The following is a 17,805-nucleotide window of genomic DNA, read 5'->3' as shown; positions in this document are numbered from 1 at the left end:
TAAAAAGTCCTTCTGAATCAACAATGTAATTTCTAAAAATTGAACGTAAATTAAGAGCACTCACCCCGAAACAAAGCCCACTCCTCGCACACCTTGCCCGAGGGCAATTGGCACATGCCAAATTCGCCTTGCGGGGTGCGTTTGATGATCAGCTTGCCGCCTGCGTTGATGCAGTTGACCGACGCGGGGTTGGCCATTTCGGCGACGGGAACATGGGGCTTGTCAGACGGTGAGCAGGCGCAGCTGGCTAGGGCGATGGCGCAGAGGGTGGCAATTTGCGGCAGATGCATGTCAATTAACCGTTATGTATTCGTTTATTCAATTTAAGTTAATTCTATTGTGTCGATATATAGACGGTTAGCAGGCTCATGGTTTGCGCCCAGCCATCCAGTATGCTCACTGACTTACGCAAATATTTAGCCCCTTTTTTCGCCCGTTCTGCCCCACATGTCTAGCCCCCACGCCACCGGTTTTATGGTGCTTCATAGCAACCAGCTAGAGGGCCTGCGCGAGTTGGCGGTGCAGTTCATCCGCAACCACCCGCTGCCGGTGCTCGCGCCCGAGGTGTTGCTGGTGCAAAGCAACGGCATGAAGCATTGGCTAGAGCTAGCCTTGGCCAAAGACCTTGGCATTTGCGCGGCTACGCAGGTGGAGCTGCCGTCTGCGAAGCTGTGGCAGATTTACCGCGCGGTGTTGGGGCCTGACAGCGTTCCGGCGCACATGCCGCTGGACAAGTCGCCACTGGTGTGGCGCATCATGCGTTTGCTCCCCAGTTTGTTGGCCAAGCCCAGCTTTGCACCACTGAAAAACTACCTTGGCCAAGCCGAGGCTGACGCGTCGCCCATGAACCGCCGCGCGTATCAGTTGGCCGCACAGCTGGCCGACGTATTAGACGGTTACCAAAACTACCGCGCCGATTGGCTAGAAGACTGGGCCAATCACAAAGACACACTGCGCACACAAACTGGCACAGCCACACCCCTACCCGCCGCACAAAGCTGGCAGCCCGAGCTGTGGCGCGATTTGCTAGACGACCTTGCTGCTGATGCCGAAGTCAAGGCCGAACTTCAACACAGCTACAGCTCACGCGCCAAAGTGCACGAAGCCTTCATGGCCAAGATGGCATCCATCCCCGAAGGCCAACGCCCTGCGGGTGTGCCGCACCGCATCATGGTGTTTGGCGTGACGTCGCTGCCCATGCAAACCGTGCAGGCGCTGGCCGCTTTGGGTCGCGTGTGCCAAGTGCTCATGCTGGTGCAAAACCCCTGTCAGCACTACTGGGGCCATGTGGTGGAAAGCCGTGTGCCCTTGATCAAGTTAGCCAAGCTGTCCAAGCAACGCCAAGCACACAAAGCCGGTTTGCCCGTGCCGCAAGACGATGGCTCGCTGTCCGAGGCCGACCAATACACCCTGCACACCGACACGCACCCCCTGCTGGCCGCATGGGGCAAACATGGCCGCGACTATTTGCACTTGCTCGATGGCTTTGACGACGTAGACCAATACAAAGGCCAGTTCAACCGCGTGGATGTGTTTGTCGACCCCGCAGACACAGCCGCCGACGAAGGCCGCGAGCCCACGATGCTGGAGCACTTGCAGTCGTCCCTACTCAACCTTGCGCCTCTGCCCGACCACTTAACCAACGTGCCCGCAGACGACACCAGCGTACGCTTTGTGCAAACGCACTCGGCCCAACGCGAGGTAGAAGTGCTGCACGACCGCCTTCTGGCGTGGCTGGATGCAGACCCCACGCTCAAGCCCGCCGACATCATGGTGATGGTCCCCGACATGGCCAACTTTGCGCCGCACATCCATGCGGTGTTTGGGCGCTTCGCCAGCAACGACCCGCGCCATCTACCCTACACCGTGGCCGACACCACGCCGCGCACCGAACCACTGGTGCAAGCACTAGACACCCTGCTGCAACTGCCCCAACTACGCGTGACGCGCGTGGAATGGCAAAGCCTGTTTGAAGTCGCCGCTGTGCGTGAACGCTTCGGCATAGAAGAACACGACGTGGCCCAGCTCGACACTTGGCTGGCCGACGCCGGCGTGCGCTGGGGCTTAGACGCGCCGCACCGCAAACCGTGGGGCATTGCGCCCGACATGGCCGACGCCAACCAAAACAGCTGGCTGTTTGGCATCGAACGTTTGCTGTTGGGCTACGCCACGGGCGCAAGCGACGACCTCGCCACACCGTGGGCCGACACCCTGCCCCAAGCAGGCGTGGGCGGGCTAGACGCACGCGTGGTCGATGGCCTGTTGCAATGGCTGCGCCATACACAAATTGCGCTGATCAAACTGCGACAAGAACACACGCCCACCGAATGGGTGGCGGTGCTGCAACAGCTCGTCGCGTTGTTCTTTAAGCCGAGCGACGAAGCGGATGAGCGACTGATAGAACGCGTGATGGCCCCGCTAGAAACATGGCTGGCCGAATGCCAACTGGCACGCCTCGACAGCCCACTGCCACTGGTGGTGGTGCGCGAACACTGGATGGCCCAGCTGCAACAGCCCGCCATGCAACGCCGCTTCTTTGGTGGTGGCGTGCAGTTCGCCACGCTCATGCCGATGCGCTCCATCCCCTTCAAGTGCGTGTGCTTGCTGGGCATGAACGATGGCGACTACCCACGCAGCCAAACCCCACGCGACTTTGATTTGATGAGCGACGCAGCACACGCAGGTAGCACCCCACATTACGCCAATGTGCACTGGCGCGCAGGCGACCGCTCGCGCCGCGAAGACGACCGATATTTGTTTTTAGAAGCGTTGCTGTCGGCCCGCGACAAGCTCTACATCAGTTGGCAAGGACGGCGCACGACGGACCATGAAGTGAAGCCACCGTCGGTGTTGGTGGCGCAGTTGATGGACTACCTCAATGCGGTGTGGACGCAGCGCAATGACAAAGGCGAACCCGCACCCGCGTGCGTTGCACCGTTGCAACCGCTGCAAGCGTTTTCGCCCAAGTACTTCACGCAAGACTCCACGTTTCAAACCTATGCGGATGATTGGCAGCGTGCGTTGTTGTCGTCCTCTGCTTCGTCTGCGCCAACTGCGTCAAACGAAACAACGCCAAGTGAAGCCGCGCCCACCGAGCTGACGCTGCAACATTTGCAGCGCTTGTTGCGTCAACCCGTGGAAGTGTTTTTGATAGACCGTTTGCGCCTGCGCCTAGACCAACCCGAAGAAGCCGCCGAGGAAGAAGAGCCTTTCTCGCTGGACGGTTTAGAAAAATACAAACTCAACCAACGCATTGCGCAGGCTGAAGATGCGCAGCAAGCCATTGACCAACTGCGCCTGAGTGGCCAACTGGCCATGGCCGGTTTTGGCGAAGCGCAGCAACACCTGTTTGAGAACGACCGCGAAAAACTGCGCGAGCAACTGGATGTGTTGTTGCCCAAGTGGCCCCTGCACTTGAGCGTGCAATCTGCCCATTGGCAACTGGGCCACACACACCTGGGTGCCGAGTGGGCCAATGGCCAAACCATGTGGCACACCAACGGCAAAGCGCATGACGCTGGACAGCAGTGGCTACAAGTGGCGCTGCGACCAGGCGCGGTGACCGAAGGCAAAAAAGAAAACCAAGTCGCCCGTATCGACACACTCGGCCAACTGTGGCTGCACCACTTGGCCGCGTGCGCCAGTGGCACGCCCACCACCAGCGTGCAAATTGGTTTTGATGCGGCCATCGAACTCAAGCCCATCGAGGCAGACAAAGCGCAAGTGCATTTGCAAGACCTGTGCAATGCGTATTTAGAAGCATGGACACAGCCCCTGCCCGTAGCCGCCAAGACCGCCTGCGCATTTGTGATGGGCGTGTACGGCGGCAGCAAAGACGCGATGAGCAAAGCGCAAGCTGCGTTTGAAGGCGGCTTTGGCAAGAGCGGCGAATACACAGGCTCGCCCGCCTTGCAACGTGTGTTCACGAGTTTTGAAGATGTGGAAGCAGACCTGAACCATTGGGCCACCCGCTTGTACGAACCCATGTTCAAAGCCGCCAAGGTGATTCACCTAAGTGCAGACAGCGCTGAGGAGGCTGACGCATGAAAGCCCTCAACGCACACACCCTGCCGCTGCACGGCCGCCAAGTGATAGAGGCCAGCGCAGGCACAGGCAAAACTTGGACACTCGCTGCGCTGTACCTGCGCCTGGTGCTGGGCCACGAACGCACAGAGGCTTTGCTGCCCCCACAAATTTTGGTGATGACGTTTACCGACGCCGCCACCGCCGAGCTGCGCGAACGCATTCGTACACGCCTGAGCCAAGCCGCCACTTACTTTGACTTGAGCGCGCAGGGCCGCGAGTTCCCCGCCTCGTTGAAAGTGGATGAATTTTTAGAAACACTGCGCGACAGCTTTGACGCCTCGCTGTGGCCGCGCTGCGCCTTGCAGCTCAACTGCGCTGCCGAGTGGATGGACGATGCCGCCATCTACACCATTCACGGTTGGTCGCGTCGCATGCTCACGCAGCACGCGCTAGAGAGCCACAACCTGTTTGAACAAACCCGTTTAGAAAACGCAGACCAACTCAAGCTCACGCTGGTGCAAGACTATTGGCGTGAATGGTTTTACCCGCTGAGTGGCGACACGCTGCAACACATCACACCCCTCATCGGCCAAGACCCAGCCAAGCTGCTGAAAACCTTGAGCGAGATGTGGAAGGAACAAGAGCGCAAACCACGCGAAGTGGTTGCACCCAACATCACGCCCACACAAGCCATTGACACGCACATGGCGTGGCAAGCACAAGTCGAAGCTGCAGCACTTGCTGCGCGTGAAGCGTGGAGCGAGAAGACGCTGCAAGCCCTGCAAGAAGCAGGCGCGCAGAAAAAAATCAAAGGCCTGCGTGCCGACTACTTTGCCAACTGGCTCAAAGCGCTGCACGCGTGGGCCACGCAAAGCGCGAAGGCGCAAGTCAGCAAAGAAGAATTCAAAGTGCTAGAGCGCTTCACCACCCAAGCCTTGCAAGACAAAGGTTGGGCCGAGGCAGAAGGCTTTGCTTTCTTCGCAGCGATGCAAACCTATGTGGCGTTGTTTGACGCTAAGCCCACCACAGACAAACACATTGCCCTGCACGCCGCATACGCGGTGGGCGAAGCCTACAAGGCAGCCAAAACACAACGCGCCGCGTTTGACTTTTCAGACCTGTTGCAAAACCTGCATCACGCCGTGATGGCCGACGACGGCCGATTGGCCACCGCCATTCGCCAGCAATACCCTGTGGCTTTGGTGGACGAGTTTCAAGACACCGACCCTTGGCAGTACGGCACGCTCAACCGCATCTATGCACCAGACGCTTGCACAGATGCCAACGCGCTGGTGATGATTGGCGACCCCAAGCAAGCCATCTACAGTTTCCGTGGCGCAGACTTGGGCACGTACCTGCAAGCGCGCAACGATGCGCAAGCCACGAACACAGACGCGCTGCACACCCTCACTGGCAACCACCGCTCAAGCGTGGGCTTGGTGCAAGCGGTGAACCATGTGTTCATGCAAACCGAGCAACCGTTTGCATCAACACAAGGCGAGATTGAGTTTGTGGAGGTGTCAGCCCAAGGCAAAGAGCCTGCGCTGGTGGTGAACGGCGAAGAGTGCCCACCCTTCACCGTGTGGCAAATGCACCCGCAAGGTGATGCGGATGTGGTGAGCAGCACCAGCTACTTGAACCACACCGCACAAGTGTTTGCCGACCAAATAGCAGACCTGCTGAACAAAGGCGCAGCCACCCCCGGCGACATGGCCGTGCTGGTGCGCAGTCAAAAGCAAGCCGATGCGGTGCGTCACGCCCTGCGTGCGCGACTCATTCCTAGTGTGTATTTGTCTGACCACACCAGCGTGTATCAATCGACCGAGGCCACCGACTTGTGGCGCTTGTTACGTGCGGTGGCTTCGCCCCGCCAAACGGGCTGGGTGCGTGCCGCAGTGGGCAGCCGCTTGTGGGCGCTGGACTTGCACGAAGTGCTGGCCACCACGCAAGACGAAGCGCAGTGGGAGCAACTGCTAGAACAATTCCACCAATGGCACGGCCTGTGGCAACAACACGGCGTGCTGCCCATGCTGCACCAGTGGCTACACAGCCAACACGTGGCGCAGCGCATGTTGGCGCAGCCCGATGGTGAACGTCGCCTGAGTAACCTGCTGCACTTGGGCGAGTTGCTGCAACACGCCGAGCAAAGCCTGCAAGGCGAGCACGCACTGGTGCGCCACCTAGGCGAACAAATTCAAAACCAACACCACGACAGCGATGCACAACAAGCGCGCCTAGAAACCGATGCCTTGTGCGTGAAAGTCATCACGTATCACAAGAGCAAGGGCTTGCAATACCCGCTGGTGTTTGTGCCGTTTGCAGGCGCGTTTGCGGTGGAGAAAAAAGCCAAGACCAACTTCGCACAAGAAGACGAAGGTGAGGACGACAGCGACCCAACCGCCACTTCGGTGGAAGAAGACATGCGCCTGCTGTACGTGGCCCTCACGCGTGCGCAACGTGGTTTGTGGATGGGCGTGGCCGAAACCAAAAATGATTTGAGCAAGGCCACTACCAAGAGCGATTTAAAACTGAGTGCCTTGTCGCAATTGCTGATGCGCAAAGAGCGCGGTGATTTAGCCAATCAGTTGCACGCCTTGTGGGGCACGTGTGACCACATCCAAGTGGCCGACTTGCCAGAGTTGCAAGGCATTCGCTACCAAGCCCCCGCTGCCATCAGCGCACCCAAAGATGCCCTGACCCCCACACGCACCCACCACAGCCTGTGGTGGACGGCCAGCTTCAGTGCCATCACGCGTGGGCTGGTGTCTGAATCGAAACGCGACGAAGCGGTGGCTGATGCCATCACGGATGCGACCTCCGATGCACAGCCCTATGCAGTGGCTGCATCAGCTGCCTCTGTAACACCTACGCCAGACCCCGAAAGCATCAGCGCATGGCAAAGCTTCCCCGCCGGTGCGCGCTACGGCACGCTGCTGCACGATTTGTTGGAATGGCTGTCGCAAAACAATTGGCCTGTGGCGAATGAGAATGCGCCCGAGTGGGCCAAGCAAGCGTGGGCCAATTTGCTGGAACGCAAAGCCAGCTGGTTGCAGCTGGACGATGCACCACGCGCACAACTAGAGCCATGGCTGCAAGCCGTGGTGCAAACGCCGCTGCCTTTGCATGAGCTCAACGCTGCGCCTTTGACATTGCGCGACCTGAGCACCGAGCACATGTGGCCCGAGATGGAGTTCAACTTAGAAGTGAGCCACGTCAGCGCCACTGCGCTGGACCAGCTCATTCAAAGCCATGTGTTTGAAGGCACGCCCCGCCCTGCCCTGCAAGCGCGTGTGATGCAAGGCATGCTCACCGGCTCGATGGACTTGGTGCTGCAGCACGATGGCCGCTATTGGGTGGTGGACTACAAGTCGAACAAACTGCCCAGCTACGACCCCAACACCTTGCAAGACGCGGTGCTGCACAAACGCTACGAGGTGCAATACGTGTTGTACACCTTGGCGCTGCACCGCTTGCTCAAAGTGCGCCTACCCGGCTACGACTACGCCCAACACATGGGCGGCGCGGTGTATATGTTCTTGCGCGGCATTCACGCCAAAGGTGCGGGTGTGCATTTGCAGCGGCCGCCGCAGGCGCTGATTGAAGCGTTGGATGCGTTGTTTGAGAAAGGCTCCGCATGACCATGCTCAAAGACCTGCTGAAACAACCTTGGGGACAAGCGCACGCCACGCCGCTGACCGGCTTAGACACAGCCTTGGCCAACTTGCTGCACAGCAAGCAACCCAGCGATGACCCACGCCACTTGTGGTTAGCAGCCCTCACCAGCCACCAATGGGGACGCGGCCATGCGTGCCTAGACCTTGCCACGCTACAAACGCAAGTCGCTGAGTTGTTGGGCTGGACCGACGAACAAACCGCCACACTCCCAAGCAAGCTGCATGAAGCCGCCGCCACCTTGCCGTGGACGCAAGGCGATGCTTCGCCGCTGGTGCTGACCGAAGACACACAAGGCGCACGTTTGTATTTACGCCGCGCATGGAAGGCTGAGCAAAACATTCGATTGCAACTGGCGCAGCGCTTAGCCCTGCCCTGCGAAGTGCCTGCGGATTTGCAACAACGCTTAGACGAGTTGTTCACGCCCACCACCGATGGCACGCCTGACATGCAACGCTTGGCCTGCGAGGTGGCCGCGCAAAACCGCATCACCCTCATCACCGGCGGGCCCGGCACGGGCAAAACCACCACGGTGGTGAAACTGCTGTCGCTGTTAGTGCGCACATCGCCACGCGAGCTGCAAATTCACTTGGCCGCCCCCACGGGCAAAGCAGCGGCGCGTTTGACCGAGTCGATCAGCAACGCACTCACCAAGATGCCCGCCGATAAGCGCCCGCACATGCCCAGCCAAGCGCAAACGCTGCACCGCTTGTTGCAAACCAATAGCCGCGCAAACCAAGTGCATCAGCTTGCCACCGATGTGGTGGTGGTCGACGAAGCGTCGATGATTGACTTAGAGATGATGGCCCGCCTGCTGCAAGCTGTGCCGCCGACTGCGCGTTTGATTTTGCTGGGCGACAAAGACCAGCTCGCGTCTGTAGAAGCTGGTGCGGTCATGTCCCAGCTGTGCACGGGCAGTTTGCTCAAAGCTCAAACCGTCACGCTCATTCACAGCCACCGCTTCGATGCCAAGAGCGGCATTGGCCAATGGGCACGCACCGTGAACGCGGACGCGGCCGACAACACACCCGCCCTCAAAGCCCTGTGGAACGCTGCACCCGATTGGCTGGCCACGTTGCCTTTGCAACAAAGCGTTCTCCTTGACGAAGGGGGCGATGCCGCAGAACCCGACGTGACCCGCCTGCAACTGAACAATGCCAGCGACCCCAAGCTGGCCGTGGGCCTGCGCTACGGTTGGCGCAATTGGCTGGCTTTGCTAGACGCACACCGCCCCAGTAAAACAGCGCCAGCTGCACCGTGCAGCGATGCGCAAGCGGTGGCGTTGCTCAAAGCCTTCACCGAGTTTTGTGTGTTGTGCGCGGTGCGCGAAGGCCCGCTGGGCGTGGTGCAGCTCAATGCACAAGTCGAGCACGCGCTGGGCTTAGGCCAAAGTGCTTGGTATGCCGGTCGCCCTGTGATGGTGACGCGAAACGACTACGCGCTAGAACTGATGAACGGCGACATTGGCCTGTGCCTGCCCGGGCCTGACGGTGTGTTGCGCGTGGCCTTCCCTGCGGTGGATGGTGGTGTGCGTTGGGTCATGCCCTCGCGTCTTGACAGTGTGGAAACCGTGTTTGCCATGACGGTGCACAAATCACAGGGCTCAGAGTTCACGCATGTGTTGCTGGTGATCCCAGCACTTGAGTCCCCCGTGCTCACGCGCGAGCTGGTGTACACCGGCCTCACACGCGCCAAAAAGCGCCTGACGCTGTGGGCCCCGCAGTTGGGCGTGCTGTGGAATGGCTGTGCGCGGCGCGTGTTGCGCAGCGGTGGTTTGGGCATTTAACTTTTCCACAATTTAACTTGTTCACAATAGCGCCATGCCTACGAATCAATACCTCGTCCAACTCGAACAGTTGGCTGTGCCACTGGCCATTGCAGCCGTGATTTTTGTGTTCTCGCTCATCAGCTTCGGCGTGTGGGCTTCGCGCATTCGGCGCGTGCGTGCCGAGGTGGTGGGGCTCGATGCCCGCCTAGGCGCACACCAGGGCAGCAGTCGCGAAGCGCTGGCTTTGGCCGAGAGTAAAACCACCGACGACGAGCTGAAGTTTTTGTTGCGCGAAACCGAGGCGGGCCTGATTGACCTACCCACGCAACATGGTGTGAACCAAGGCCCACGCAGTAGCTACAGCTTTCGCAGCCACGCCGACACATGGACGGTGCGCAGCGTGCTCGGTGGCCGCATGAACTTGGCCTTGTTCGAGACCATGCCCAATTTGCTGATTGGTTTTGGCTTGATGTGTACCTTCATCTTCTTGGCGGTGGCTTTGCAGCAAGCAGGCTTGGCGCTCAATGCGCTGGATGTATCGGCACGTCAGCAAGACCAAGCTTTGCAGTCGCTCATTGCCACGGCGGGCGGTAAGTTCATCACCTCCATCGCGGGCTTGTTGTGTTCGCTGGTGTGGAACTGGCGCGCCAAAGTGGCGCTGGAAAACTTGCAGTCCAGCATCGACACGCTGTGCCACACACTGCGCAGCAAAGTGCCAGACAACGCAGCCGAAGCCAGCGTGCGCATGCAGCTGGCTTTGTTCCAGGACATCTTGGACGAGAACCGTTCACAGGTGAGCCAACTGCGCCGCTTTGAAGGTGACTTTGCCAACGCGATTGGCGACGCCCTCTCGCGCAATATGCAGCCCGCGTTTGACAAGCTGGCCCAACTGGCCGACAGCATTCAAACCTCTAGCCAAAGCTTTGGCAACGCTGGCAGCCAAGCGGCGGTCGAGCTGAGCAAAGCGGGCGAGACCTTGACCCAAGGCATCTCAACCGGCCTCGCTTCGTTTGGCGATGCCGTGGGCACTTTGGCACAAACCATTCAAAACACCCGCACCACCATCACCGAGCTAGATGCTTCGTTGGCACGCGCCAGCGCGATGGGCCAAACCGGCACGCAACAACTCGAAACCCTGCTGGGCACCTTGGGCCAAACCGTGCAAACGGTGCAAGGCGCGATGTCGGGCTTGCAAGGCACGGTCGAGCGCATTGACCAAACGGCTGAGAAATTCAAAGACAGCGCCAACGCCATAGAAGGCGCGGTGGGCTTGCAGCGTGCAGCGGCCACCGACTTCAAAGAAGCCTTGATTCCGATGAACCAAGCCCTCGGCCAAACCGTGGACACGCTCAAACAGAGCGCGGTGTCTGCCGAAGAAGCGCTGGGCCATGTACGCTCACATTTGCAAGACGCACAAAAAGCACTCACAGGCACGGTGGATGCACTGACCAAAGGTGTGTCGGGCTACAGCACCCAAATTTCTGACCTGCACACCAAGATGGACCAACACTTGGCCAGCGCAGTGAACCAGCTGAGTGGCAGCATCACCAACCTGGAAGAAGTGTTGGACGAGTTCATCGACGCTTTGCCACCCAAGGCTTAAAGCCTAAAAGTCAAAGTTAAACGCGTCAATCATGTTCATCAAAACACGCCGCAACACCGCAGCCACCAATGAGCAGGTGGAAGAGTCGGGTTACATGGCTTCGGCCAGTGACTTGATGATTGGCCTGCTGTTCATCTTCATCGTGATGGTGATGGTGCTGCTCTCACGCAAGCCCGAGCAGCCGCCCGAGCCCCCCGCCGACCCACTTGCCACAGTGGTGCACACCATCGGGACCAGACTGCAAAACGCAGGTGTGCCGGTGACGATCAACCAAGTCTCGGGCGTCATCAGCTTGCCAGCCGACACCTTGTTTGCACGCGGTAGCGCCGAGCTGGAAGGCTTGGGCGTGCGCACGTTGCGCCAATCGGCCGAACAACTGCAACAAGTCTTGCCTTGCTACATCTATTCGCAACGCCGCCGTCTGCCAGACGACTGCCCGCCCAACCCGCAACAGGTGGAGATTGAAACCATCCTGATTGAAGGCCACACCGACTCTGTGCCGCTGCACCGTGGCGACTACAACAACTGGCATTTGGGCCTAGACCGCGCACGTGCGGTTTACAAAGTGCTGGGCTCGGAAGGCATGCAAAGCTACCGCAACGAGCGCGAGCAGCCCGTGTTTGGCATCAGCTCGTATGCCGATGAGCGCCCCAGCAGCAAAGACAACGACACACAAAACCGCCGCGTGGAGCTGCGCTTTGTGTTGGCCTTCCAGCCCACCGATACCGGCGCGGCCAAAGGCCCGAGCAGCACCTTGAAGAAGATGCAAGAGACGGTGCGCTGAGCAACCGCCACAAACATGCACGAGTTTTTCGCCCCACTGCCGCAAGACTTTGACCAGCTGGCCCATGCTGCGCGGACCAAGCGTGGCGGCGGCTTTGGCAAAGACCCAGACTTGCGCACCGTGGGCGAGCGCACCTACAGCGCGTTTGAACGCGTGCAGTTTGCACCCAACAGCAGCGCACCGCGCCAACGCGATTGGCGACACATTCCCTACGCGCTGTGGCTCGACGCCGAGCGCGGCCTGCACACCCACACACCGTTGACCGACCGCTACTTTGAAGTGGCCGTGCCAGAGGCACTGGCCTCACGCCGTCCGCTCAAGTGGGGCCGTGGTTTGCTGCACACCTATTTGCAGGGCTTCAACCCAGAGAACCCCGTGTTCTTGAAGCTGGCCCACACGGCACGCGAGTTCTTCTTGGACCCACGCGTGTTGGCTTCGCTGTCCGAGACCGAAGCCAATGGCCTAGAGCGGCTCATCACCACCCTCGATGTGTTGGACCCGCTCAATGGCCCCGTGCATGTGGCCAACGATATTTTGGGCATGCCCGCCGACAAAACACTGGCGCAGTGGCAAGAGCGCCATGCGCTGACCCAAGGCTTTTGGCTGAACAACTTTTGCAAACAAGCCTTCATCGAAGCCTTGCAAGCCCCCGAAGAAATACGCAGCACCATTGGCTATGTGAAGCGTATGTGCGAATGGGCCATGCACGACATCGGCCAACCTACACAGCGCCTGCGCTACCCGCTGTGCCGCGACGAGTTTGCCTACAGCCTGCTCTCACCTTGGTTTGACCGCAACCCGCCACAAGACATCAAAAACGCACTGCTGTCTGAGTTGCTGCGCACCTTGGGCGACCCGCGCCACAACCACGCAGGCTGGCTGGGCGTGCGCCGCGAAGCCATCGAGACGGCTAGCCGCTGGCTAACCAGCCGCACCATGGATGCATTCTTTGAAATCTTGCGCCACACAGAAGATGACATTGGCCCCTACCGCCGCCGCTTCTGGGAAGCCTATTTCCACGCTGGCCATATTTTGGAAGCTTGGATTGCCTTGGGCGAACAGGCTATTACAGAGCTTCAAAAAATCGACCGTAGTGGGGAGCGGGGCTATGGCGAGCTGAGCTACGCCAAGATCTTGGGCAAGATCGCGCCTAACCAATGCGTGCTCATGCTGCGCATGGGCAATATCTTGTTTTGCGACTGGAGCCACCAAGGCCGTTTGCGCGCCATTGCACACAACGCCAAGCAAGCGCCCAAGCTGTACCAAAACGAGTACGAACTGTTCCAGCTGCGTTTCCCCACCACGCTGGACTTCAACGATGGCCAGCTGGACGACCCCGGCCTGTTGCACTACGAGTCCGAACTGGGCGGCTGGCAGGACACGGCGCGGCACTTCATTGATCAGCACCTGGGTATTCACTTAGAGCTCAGCGAGCTCATGCCCAGCGAAACGCCCAGTAAATAAGGCTAAATTGATAAAACACAAACCCGCGTCCCATCCAAGGGTTTGTATGCACCAAAAAAGTCAGACCCTTGTAAGAGCCCAAGCTCACAGTCACGGGGTTTTGACAGATACCGTCATATAAGAGGAGACCGGTTCATGAGCGACATCACCATTCACCAGCCATCAGCTGAGTTCGTCAAGCAAGCCAACGTATCCGGCATGGCCGCCTACGAAGCCTTGTGCAAAAAAGCTGAGACTGATTACGAAGGCTTTTGGGCCGAGCAAGCACGCGAGTTGCTGAGCTGGAAGACCCCCTTCACCAAAGTGCTCGATGAGAGCAACGCGCCTTTCTTCAAGTGGTTCGAAGACGGCACATTGAATGCCTCTTACAACTGCTTGGACCGCAACATCGAAAAAGGCTTGGGCGACAAGACCGCCATCATCTTCGAAGCCGACGGCGGCGAAGTGACCAAAGCCACTTACAGCCAATTGCTGGCCAAGACTTGCCAATACGCCAACGCCCTGAAATCAGTCGGCGTGAAAAAAGGCGACCGCGTGATGATCTACATCTCGATGTCGATCGAAGGCGTGGCCGCGATGCAAGCCTGCGCCCGTATCGGCGCAACCCACTCTGTGGTGTTCGGCGGCTTCTCAGCCCAATCTTTGCGTGACCGCGTGGAAGACACAGGCGCTGTGGCCATCATCACCGCTGACCAACAAGTGCGCGGTGGCAAGCATCTGCCTCTGAAAGCCATCGTCGACGAAGCTCTCACTTTGGGTGGTTGCGATTCTGTGAAAAACGTGTTGGTCGTCAAACGCACCGGTGGCGACATCGCCATGGTGGCAGGCCGCGACCAATGGATGGCCGACTTGGCCGACAAGCAAGCCACCACCTGCGAACCAGAATGGGTGGGCGCTGAGCACCCCCTGTTCTTGCTCTACACCTCAGGCTCCACAGGCAAGCCAAAAGGCGTGCAACACAGTACCGGCGGCTATCTTCTGCACGCAGCGTTGACCACCAAGTGGACCTTCGACTTGAAAGACAACGACGTGTTCTGGTGTACCGCCGACATCGGTTGGGTCACAGGCCACACTTACATCACCTACGGCCCATTGGCTTTGGGTGGCACTGAAATCGTGTTCGAAGGCGTGCCCACTTACCCAGACGCTGGCCGCTTCTGGAAGATGATCCAAGACCACAAAGTCTCGATCTTCTACACAGCGCCCACAGCGATCCGTTCACTCATCAAAGCTGCCGAAGCCAACGATGCTGTGCACCCAAAGAGCTACGACTTGTCTAGCCTGCGTTTGTTGGGTTCGGTCGGCGAGCCGATCAACCCAGCGGCTTGGGAGTGGTACTACAAGCACGTGGGCGGCAGCCGTTGCCCCATCGTCGACACCTTCTGGCAAACCGAAACCGGTGGTCACATGATCACCCCTCTGCCAGGCGTGACTCCTATGGTTCCCGGCTCTTGCACATTGCCCTTCCCCGGCATTCAAGCTGCCATCGTGGACGAGGCTGGTAACGACATGCCTAACGGCCAAGGCGGTATCTTGGTGGTCAAGCGCCCATGGCCTTCGATGATTCGCAACATCTGGGGTGACTCAGAGCGCTTCATCAAGAGCTACTACCCAGAAGAATTCAAGGGCAAGTACTACTTGGCTGGCGACGGCGCGATCCGCGACGAGAAAACGGGCTACTTCACCATCACTGGCCGTATCGACGACGTGTTGAACGTGTCTGGCCACCGCATGGGCACGATGGAAATCGAATCTGCCTTGGTGAGCTGCACCGAGTTGGTGGCTGAAGCCGCTGTGGTGGGTCGTCCGGACGACACCACGGGCGAAGCCATCTGCGCGTTTGTGGTGTTGAAGCGTTCACGCCCAACAGGCGACGAAGCCAAAGCGATTGCCAAAATCTTGCGCGACCACGTGGGCAAAGAAATTGGCCCCATCGCCAAGCCAAAAGACATCCGCTTCGGCGACAACTTGCCCAAGACCCGCTCTGGCAAGATCATGCGCCGCTTGCTGCGCAGCTTGGCCAAGAACGAGGCGATCACACAAGACACCTCGACCTTGGAAAACCCAGCGATTCTGGACCAGTTGACAGACAACCACTGATCTGGCTTACCGAATCAGCCGAAAGGCTCTGAAAACCCGCCTAATTGGCGGGTTTTTTTATGCTCATTCAGGGTTTATTGAGTTGAACTTAAAATTTCTCTAATTTAAAATCAAATCTGCACATTACGAGAACTGCTGTGCCCACCATTGCATCACCCACTGCTCAAACCCATGCTGTGCCGGCTGCCAAGCCCGCACCCGCAAAGGTGAGCGCGGGCGCAGCACCGCAAGCACCGGCAGAGGCGCCTGCCAAAAAAGTGGACCCTGTTCAGCAGATGCAGGCAGACAAAGAGGTGCGAGTGCAACGCCTGAACCAATCGTTGGATCGCAGTCAGCTCAATTACTCGTTTGACAAACAGTCCAGCACGCTGTCGGTGAAAGTGGTCAACAAGCAATCAGGCGAGTTCATTCGCCAGCTCGACTTCCAAGGTTTTCAAGCCATGGAATTCAGCACCCACGGCTACAAAGGCCGCTACGTGGACAACGCGGCTTAACGCTTCAACCGCGTCAGTCTTGGTCGAGCCAATGGCAAATAGGCTCCCACTGCTCTAAATCTTTTTGCACTTTCGATGGCGTGATGTCAAACATCGACAAGCCGTGCGCCGCCATGTGCAAGTAGTACTGGGTATCACGCAAGTAGGTCAGCACGGGTACTTGCAAGGACTCGATGAACTTGCGCAAGTTACCCGCCGAGATGGTGCGCGTGTCCACACGGTTGCCCACCACGCCCACTTGCGTGGGCAGCTTGGCGGTGATTTGCACCAGCTGATTCAAAAACTCATTCGTAGCTTGCATGTCAAACACACTGGGCATGACGGGCACGATGACCTTGTCGGCCCGCTCAATCACCTCTTGCAAGCGCCAACCACTGATGCCGCCCGGTGTGTCAATCACCACATGGGTGGTACCGCGGGGTGGCTTGGCCGTCAAAACCAAGTCGGGTTGGTATTCCCAAGTGGCAATGCTCGGCAGGGTGTCAGGCCGCTGGCTCAGCCAAAACTTGGACGACTGTTGGGTGTCTGCATCGCCCAGCATGACCTGGTGGCCTTGCGACGCAAAGTAACCGGCAATGTTGGTGGAGAGGGTAGATTTACCTGCACCACCTTTTGGATTGGCAACAACAACGACTTTCATAGTGTTTTATTTTCATCTGATAAACGTCACTCGTACGCCATTTGGCGTATTTAATTGAAGAAATTGACAATATCCATATAAACTCGAAAGCATTCATATTTCAGAAAGACAACTGTATGAGCGAAGGCAGCAAAGACAAAAGCATTTTCATTGGCGCCGGTGTGGTGTTCAAGGGCTCGATCAACGCCCCTAACCAAGCCATCATCTCAGGCACGGTGGAAGGCGACTTGGTTGCCAAAGATGTACTCATTGGTGCTGCAGGTGTGGTCACCGGTACCACCGAAGCTGACTTCATCGACGTCAAAGGCGAGTTGAACCAGTCCATCACCAGCAAAAGCGTGCTCATCGTGCGCAACACCGGCAAGGTCACGGGCGATGTGACTTACGGCGAAATCGAAATCGAACGTGGCGGCAAAGTCAAAGGCTCCATGAAGCAGGTCTAACACCTGCGACAGCCTTGACCCAAAGGGCAAGGCTGTGTTGCGCCACTTGGGCTGCATACAGCGTGACATGTAGCCCACTTAAAATGAGTGAAACTTTCAGAGCATCCTCGTTTGCCTCACTCGTCCCCCTCACACGCAGCCGCTGACACCTCAACCAGCGCCATCCAAACAATGGCAGCTTCGCCCTATGCGGCGCGTCAACGCTCACCCCGCAAACATCTGACTGGCATTGGCTGGGTTGTGCTGCTCCACGCTCTGCTGCTGTGGGCCATCTCAACGGGCTTGGCACGCGATGTGGTGCAGATGACCGAGAACACCGTCGAGGCCGTGCTGATGTCTGAGGCGCCGCCGCCTGCGCCCACGCCGCCCCCCAAAACACCGCTGCCTAAAACACCCGCACCGCCGCCGCCTGCGCCCACCAGCACAGCACCGGCCATCACGCAAACTGCGGCACCGCCAGCAGCAGCACCCCAAGCGCCAGCCATTCGCATGGGTGCCGTCATTCAAGCGGGTGCACATTGCGCCAAGCCCGACTACCCCAGCGCCTCGCGCCGCATGGAAGAAGAAGGCACAGTGACGCTGAAGTTTTTGATTGGTGTGGACGGTAAGGTGTTGCAGGCCGATGTTGAAAAATCATCAGGCTTCACCCGCTTGGACGAAGCCGCACGCAATGCGCTATCGAAATGCCAGTTCCGCCCCGGCACGGTGGACGGTAAGCCCGAGCAAAGCTGGGCCAGCATCAAATACACCTGGCGCTTGGAATAAGCGCCTTACCCAACACGCTCACACAAAGTCAGTCACAAGGAAACAC

At 58.6% G+C, this 17,805-nt stretch carries 12 protein-coding genes; 10 read left to right on the top strand and 2 right to left on the bottom strand.

Annotated features, from left to right (window positions below; translation table 11 throughout):
• Window positions 1-50: 50 nt before the first annotated feature.
• A complete protein-coding gene (locus LINBF2_RS02655) occupies window positions 51-290 on the bottom strand; it encodes a DUF333 domain-containing protein (protein WP_108402387.1) in 240 nt (79 codons plus the stop codon).
• Window positions 291-447: 157 nt separating this feature from the next.
• Here LINBF2_RS02655 and recC point away from each other — a divergent pair, with 157 nt between their 5' ends.
• The 8 genes from recC (at window position 448) to LINBF2_RS02615 (ending at window position 15,911) form a co-directional block, all read left to right on the top strand.
• Window positions 448-4,047, top strand: coding sequence for an exodeoxyribonuclease V subunit gamma (recC, locus tag LINBF2_RS02650; protein ID WP_281890204.1), 3,600 nt, complete (start codon window positions 448-450; stop codon window positions 4,045-4,047).
• Entirely contained in the window at window positions 4,044-7,664 is a 3,621-nt protein-coding gene (recB, locus tag LINBF2_RS02645) for an exodeoxyribonuclease V subunit beta (RefSeq protein WP_281890201.1), read from the top strand. Before recC ends, recB begins: the two co-directional genes overlap by 4 nt.
• Entirely contained in the window at window positions 7,661-9,484 is a 1,824-nt protein-coding gene (gene recD, locus LINBF2_RS02640; protein ID WP_281890199.1) for an exodeoxyribonuclease V subunit alpha, read from the top strand. Before recB ends, recD begins: the two co-directional genes overlap by 4 nt.
• Window positions 9,485-9,518: 34 nt before the next feature.
• Window positions 9,519-11,069, top strand: a complete 1,551-nt coding sequence (locus LINBF2_RS02635; protein WP_281890197.1) for a hypothetical protein — start codon at window positions 9,519-9,521, stop codon at window positions 11,067-11,069.
• A 31-nt stretch (window positions 11,070-11,100) separates the two neighbouring features.
• Window positions 11,101-11,853, top strand: coding sequence for an OmpA family protein (locus LINBF2_RS02630; RefSeq protein ID WP_281890196.1), 753 nt, complete (start codon window positions 11,101-11,103; stop codon window positions 11,851-11,853).
• Window positions 11,854-11,868: 15 nt separating this feature from the next.
• A complete protein-coding gene (locus LINBF2_RS02625) occupies window positions 11,869-13,317 on the top strand; it encodes an EH signature domain-containing protein (protein WP_281890194.1) in 1,449 nt (482 codons plus the stop codon).
• A 135-nt stretch (window positions 13,318-13,452) separates the two neighbouring features.
• The gene (gene acs / locus LINBF2_RS02620; protein ID WP_281890192.1) at window positions 13,453-15,417 is read left to right on the top strand and encodes an acetate--CoA ligase; all 1,965 of its coding nucleotides are present in this window, start codon (window positions 13,453-13,455) and stop codon (window positions 15,415-15,417) included.
• 137 nt (window positions 15,418-15,554) lie between these two features.
• Window positions 15,555-15,911 (top strand): flagellar protein FlaG, encoded by a 357-nt coding sequence (locus LINBF2_RS02615; RefSeq protein WP_201746934.1) that lies wholly within the window; start codon window positions 15,555-15,557, stop codon window positions 15,909-15,911.
• Between the two features lie 13 nt (window positions 15,912-15,924).
• Here LINBF2_RS02615 and LINBF2_RS02610 read toward each other — a convergent pair whose 3' ends face one another.
• Entirely contained in the window at window positions 15,925-16,551 is a 627-nt protein-coding gene (locus tag LINBF2_RS02610) for a ParA family protein (protein ID WP_104796436.1), read from the bottom strand.
• Window positions 16,552-16,667: 116 nt separating this feature from the next.
• On the opposite strand from LINBF2_RS02610, the gene LINBF2_RS02605 reads away from it, so the two are divergent.
• Complete coding sequence (locus LINBF2_RS02605; RefSeq protein ID WP_281890189.1) at window positions 16,668-16,994, top strand: polymer-forming cytoskeletal protein; 327 nt, start codon at window positions 16,668-16,670, stop codon at window positions 16,992-16,994.
• 111 nt (window positions 16,995-17,105) lie between these two features.
• Complete coding sequence (locus tag LINBF2_RS02600; protein ID WP_281890187.1) at window positions 17,106-17,759, top strand: energy transducer TonB; 654 nt, start codon at window positions 17,106-17,108, stop codon at window positions 17,757-17,759.
• The last annotated feature ends 46 nt before the right edge of the window (window positions 17,760-17,805 follow it).

This window comes from Limnohabitans sp. TEGF004 (genome assembly GCF_027924965.1).
In the GTDB taxonomy this organism is placed as follows: Bacteria; Pseudomonadota; Gammaproteobacteria; order Burkholderiales; family Burkholderiaceae_C; genus Limnohabitans.
Note: the sequence above shows the minus strand (reverse complement) of the source record. Positions and strands in the feature narration are given on the sequence as shown.

Bases quoted from the DNA above. Each gene is read 5' to 3' on its own strand.
- acs (WP_281890192.1), top strand. From the start codon at position 13,453: ATGAGCGACATCACCATTCACCAGCCATCAGCTGAGTTCGTCAAGCAA.
- recD (WP_281890199.1), top strand. From the start codon at position 7,661: ATGACCATGCTCAAAGACCTGCTGAAACAACCTTGGGGACAAGCGCAC.
- recC (WP_281890204.1), top strand. From the start codon at position 448: ATGTCTAGCCCCCACGCCACCGGTTTTATGGTGCTTCATAGCAACCAG.
- LINBF2_RS02635 (WP_281890197.1), top strand. From the start codon at position 9,519: ATGCCTACGAATCAATACCTCGTCCAACTCGAACAGTTGGCTGTGCCA.
- LINBF2_RS02610 (WP_104796436.1), bottom strand. From the start codon at position 16,551: ATGAAAGTCGTTGTTGTTGCCAATCCAAAAGGTGGTGCAGGTAAATCT.
- LINBF2_RS02655 (WP_108402387.1), bottom strand. From the start codon at position 290: ATGCATCTGCCGCAAATTGCCACCCTCTGCGCCATCGCCCTAGCCAGC.
- LINBF2_RS02605 (WP_281890189.1), top strand. From the start codon at position 16,668: ATGAGCGAAGGCAGCAAAGACAAAAGCATTTTCATTGGCGCCGGTGTG.
- LINBF2_RS02630 (WP_281890196.1), top strand. From the start codon at position 11,101: ATGTTCATCAAAACACGCCGCAACACCGCAGCCACCAATGAGCAGGTG.
- recB (WP_281890201.1), top strand. From the start codon at position 4,044: ATGAAAGCCCTCAACGCACACACCCTGCCGCTGCACGGCCGCCAAGTG.
- LINBF2_RS02625 (WP_281890194.1), top strand. From the start codon at position 11,869: ATGCACGAGTTTTTCGCCCCACTGCCGCAAGACTTTGACCAGCTGGCC.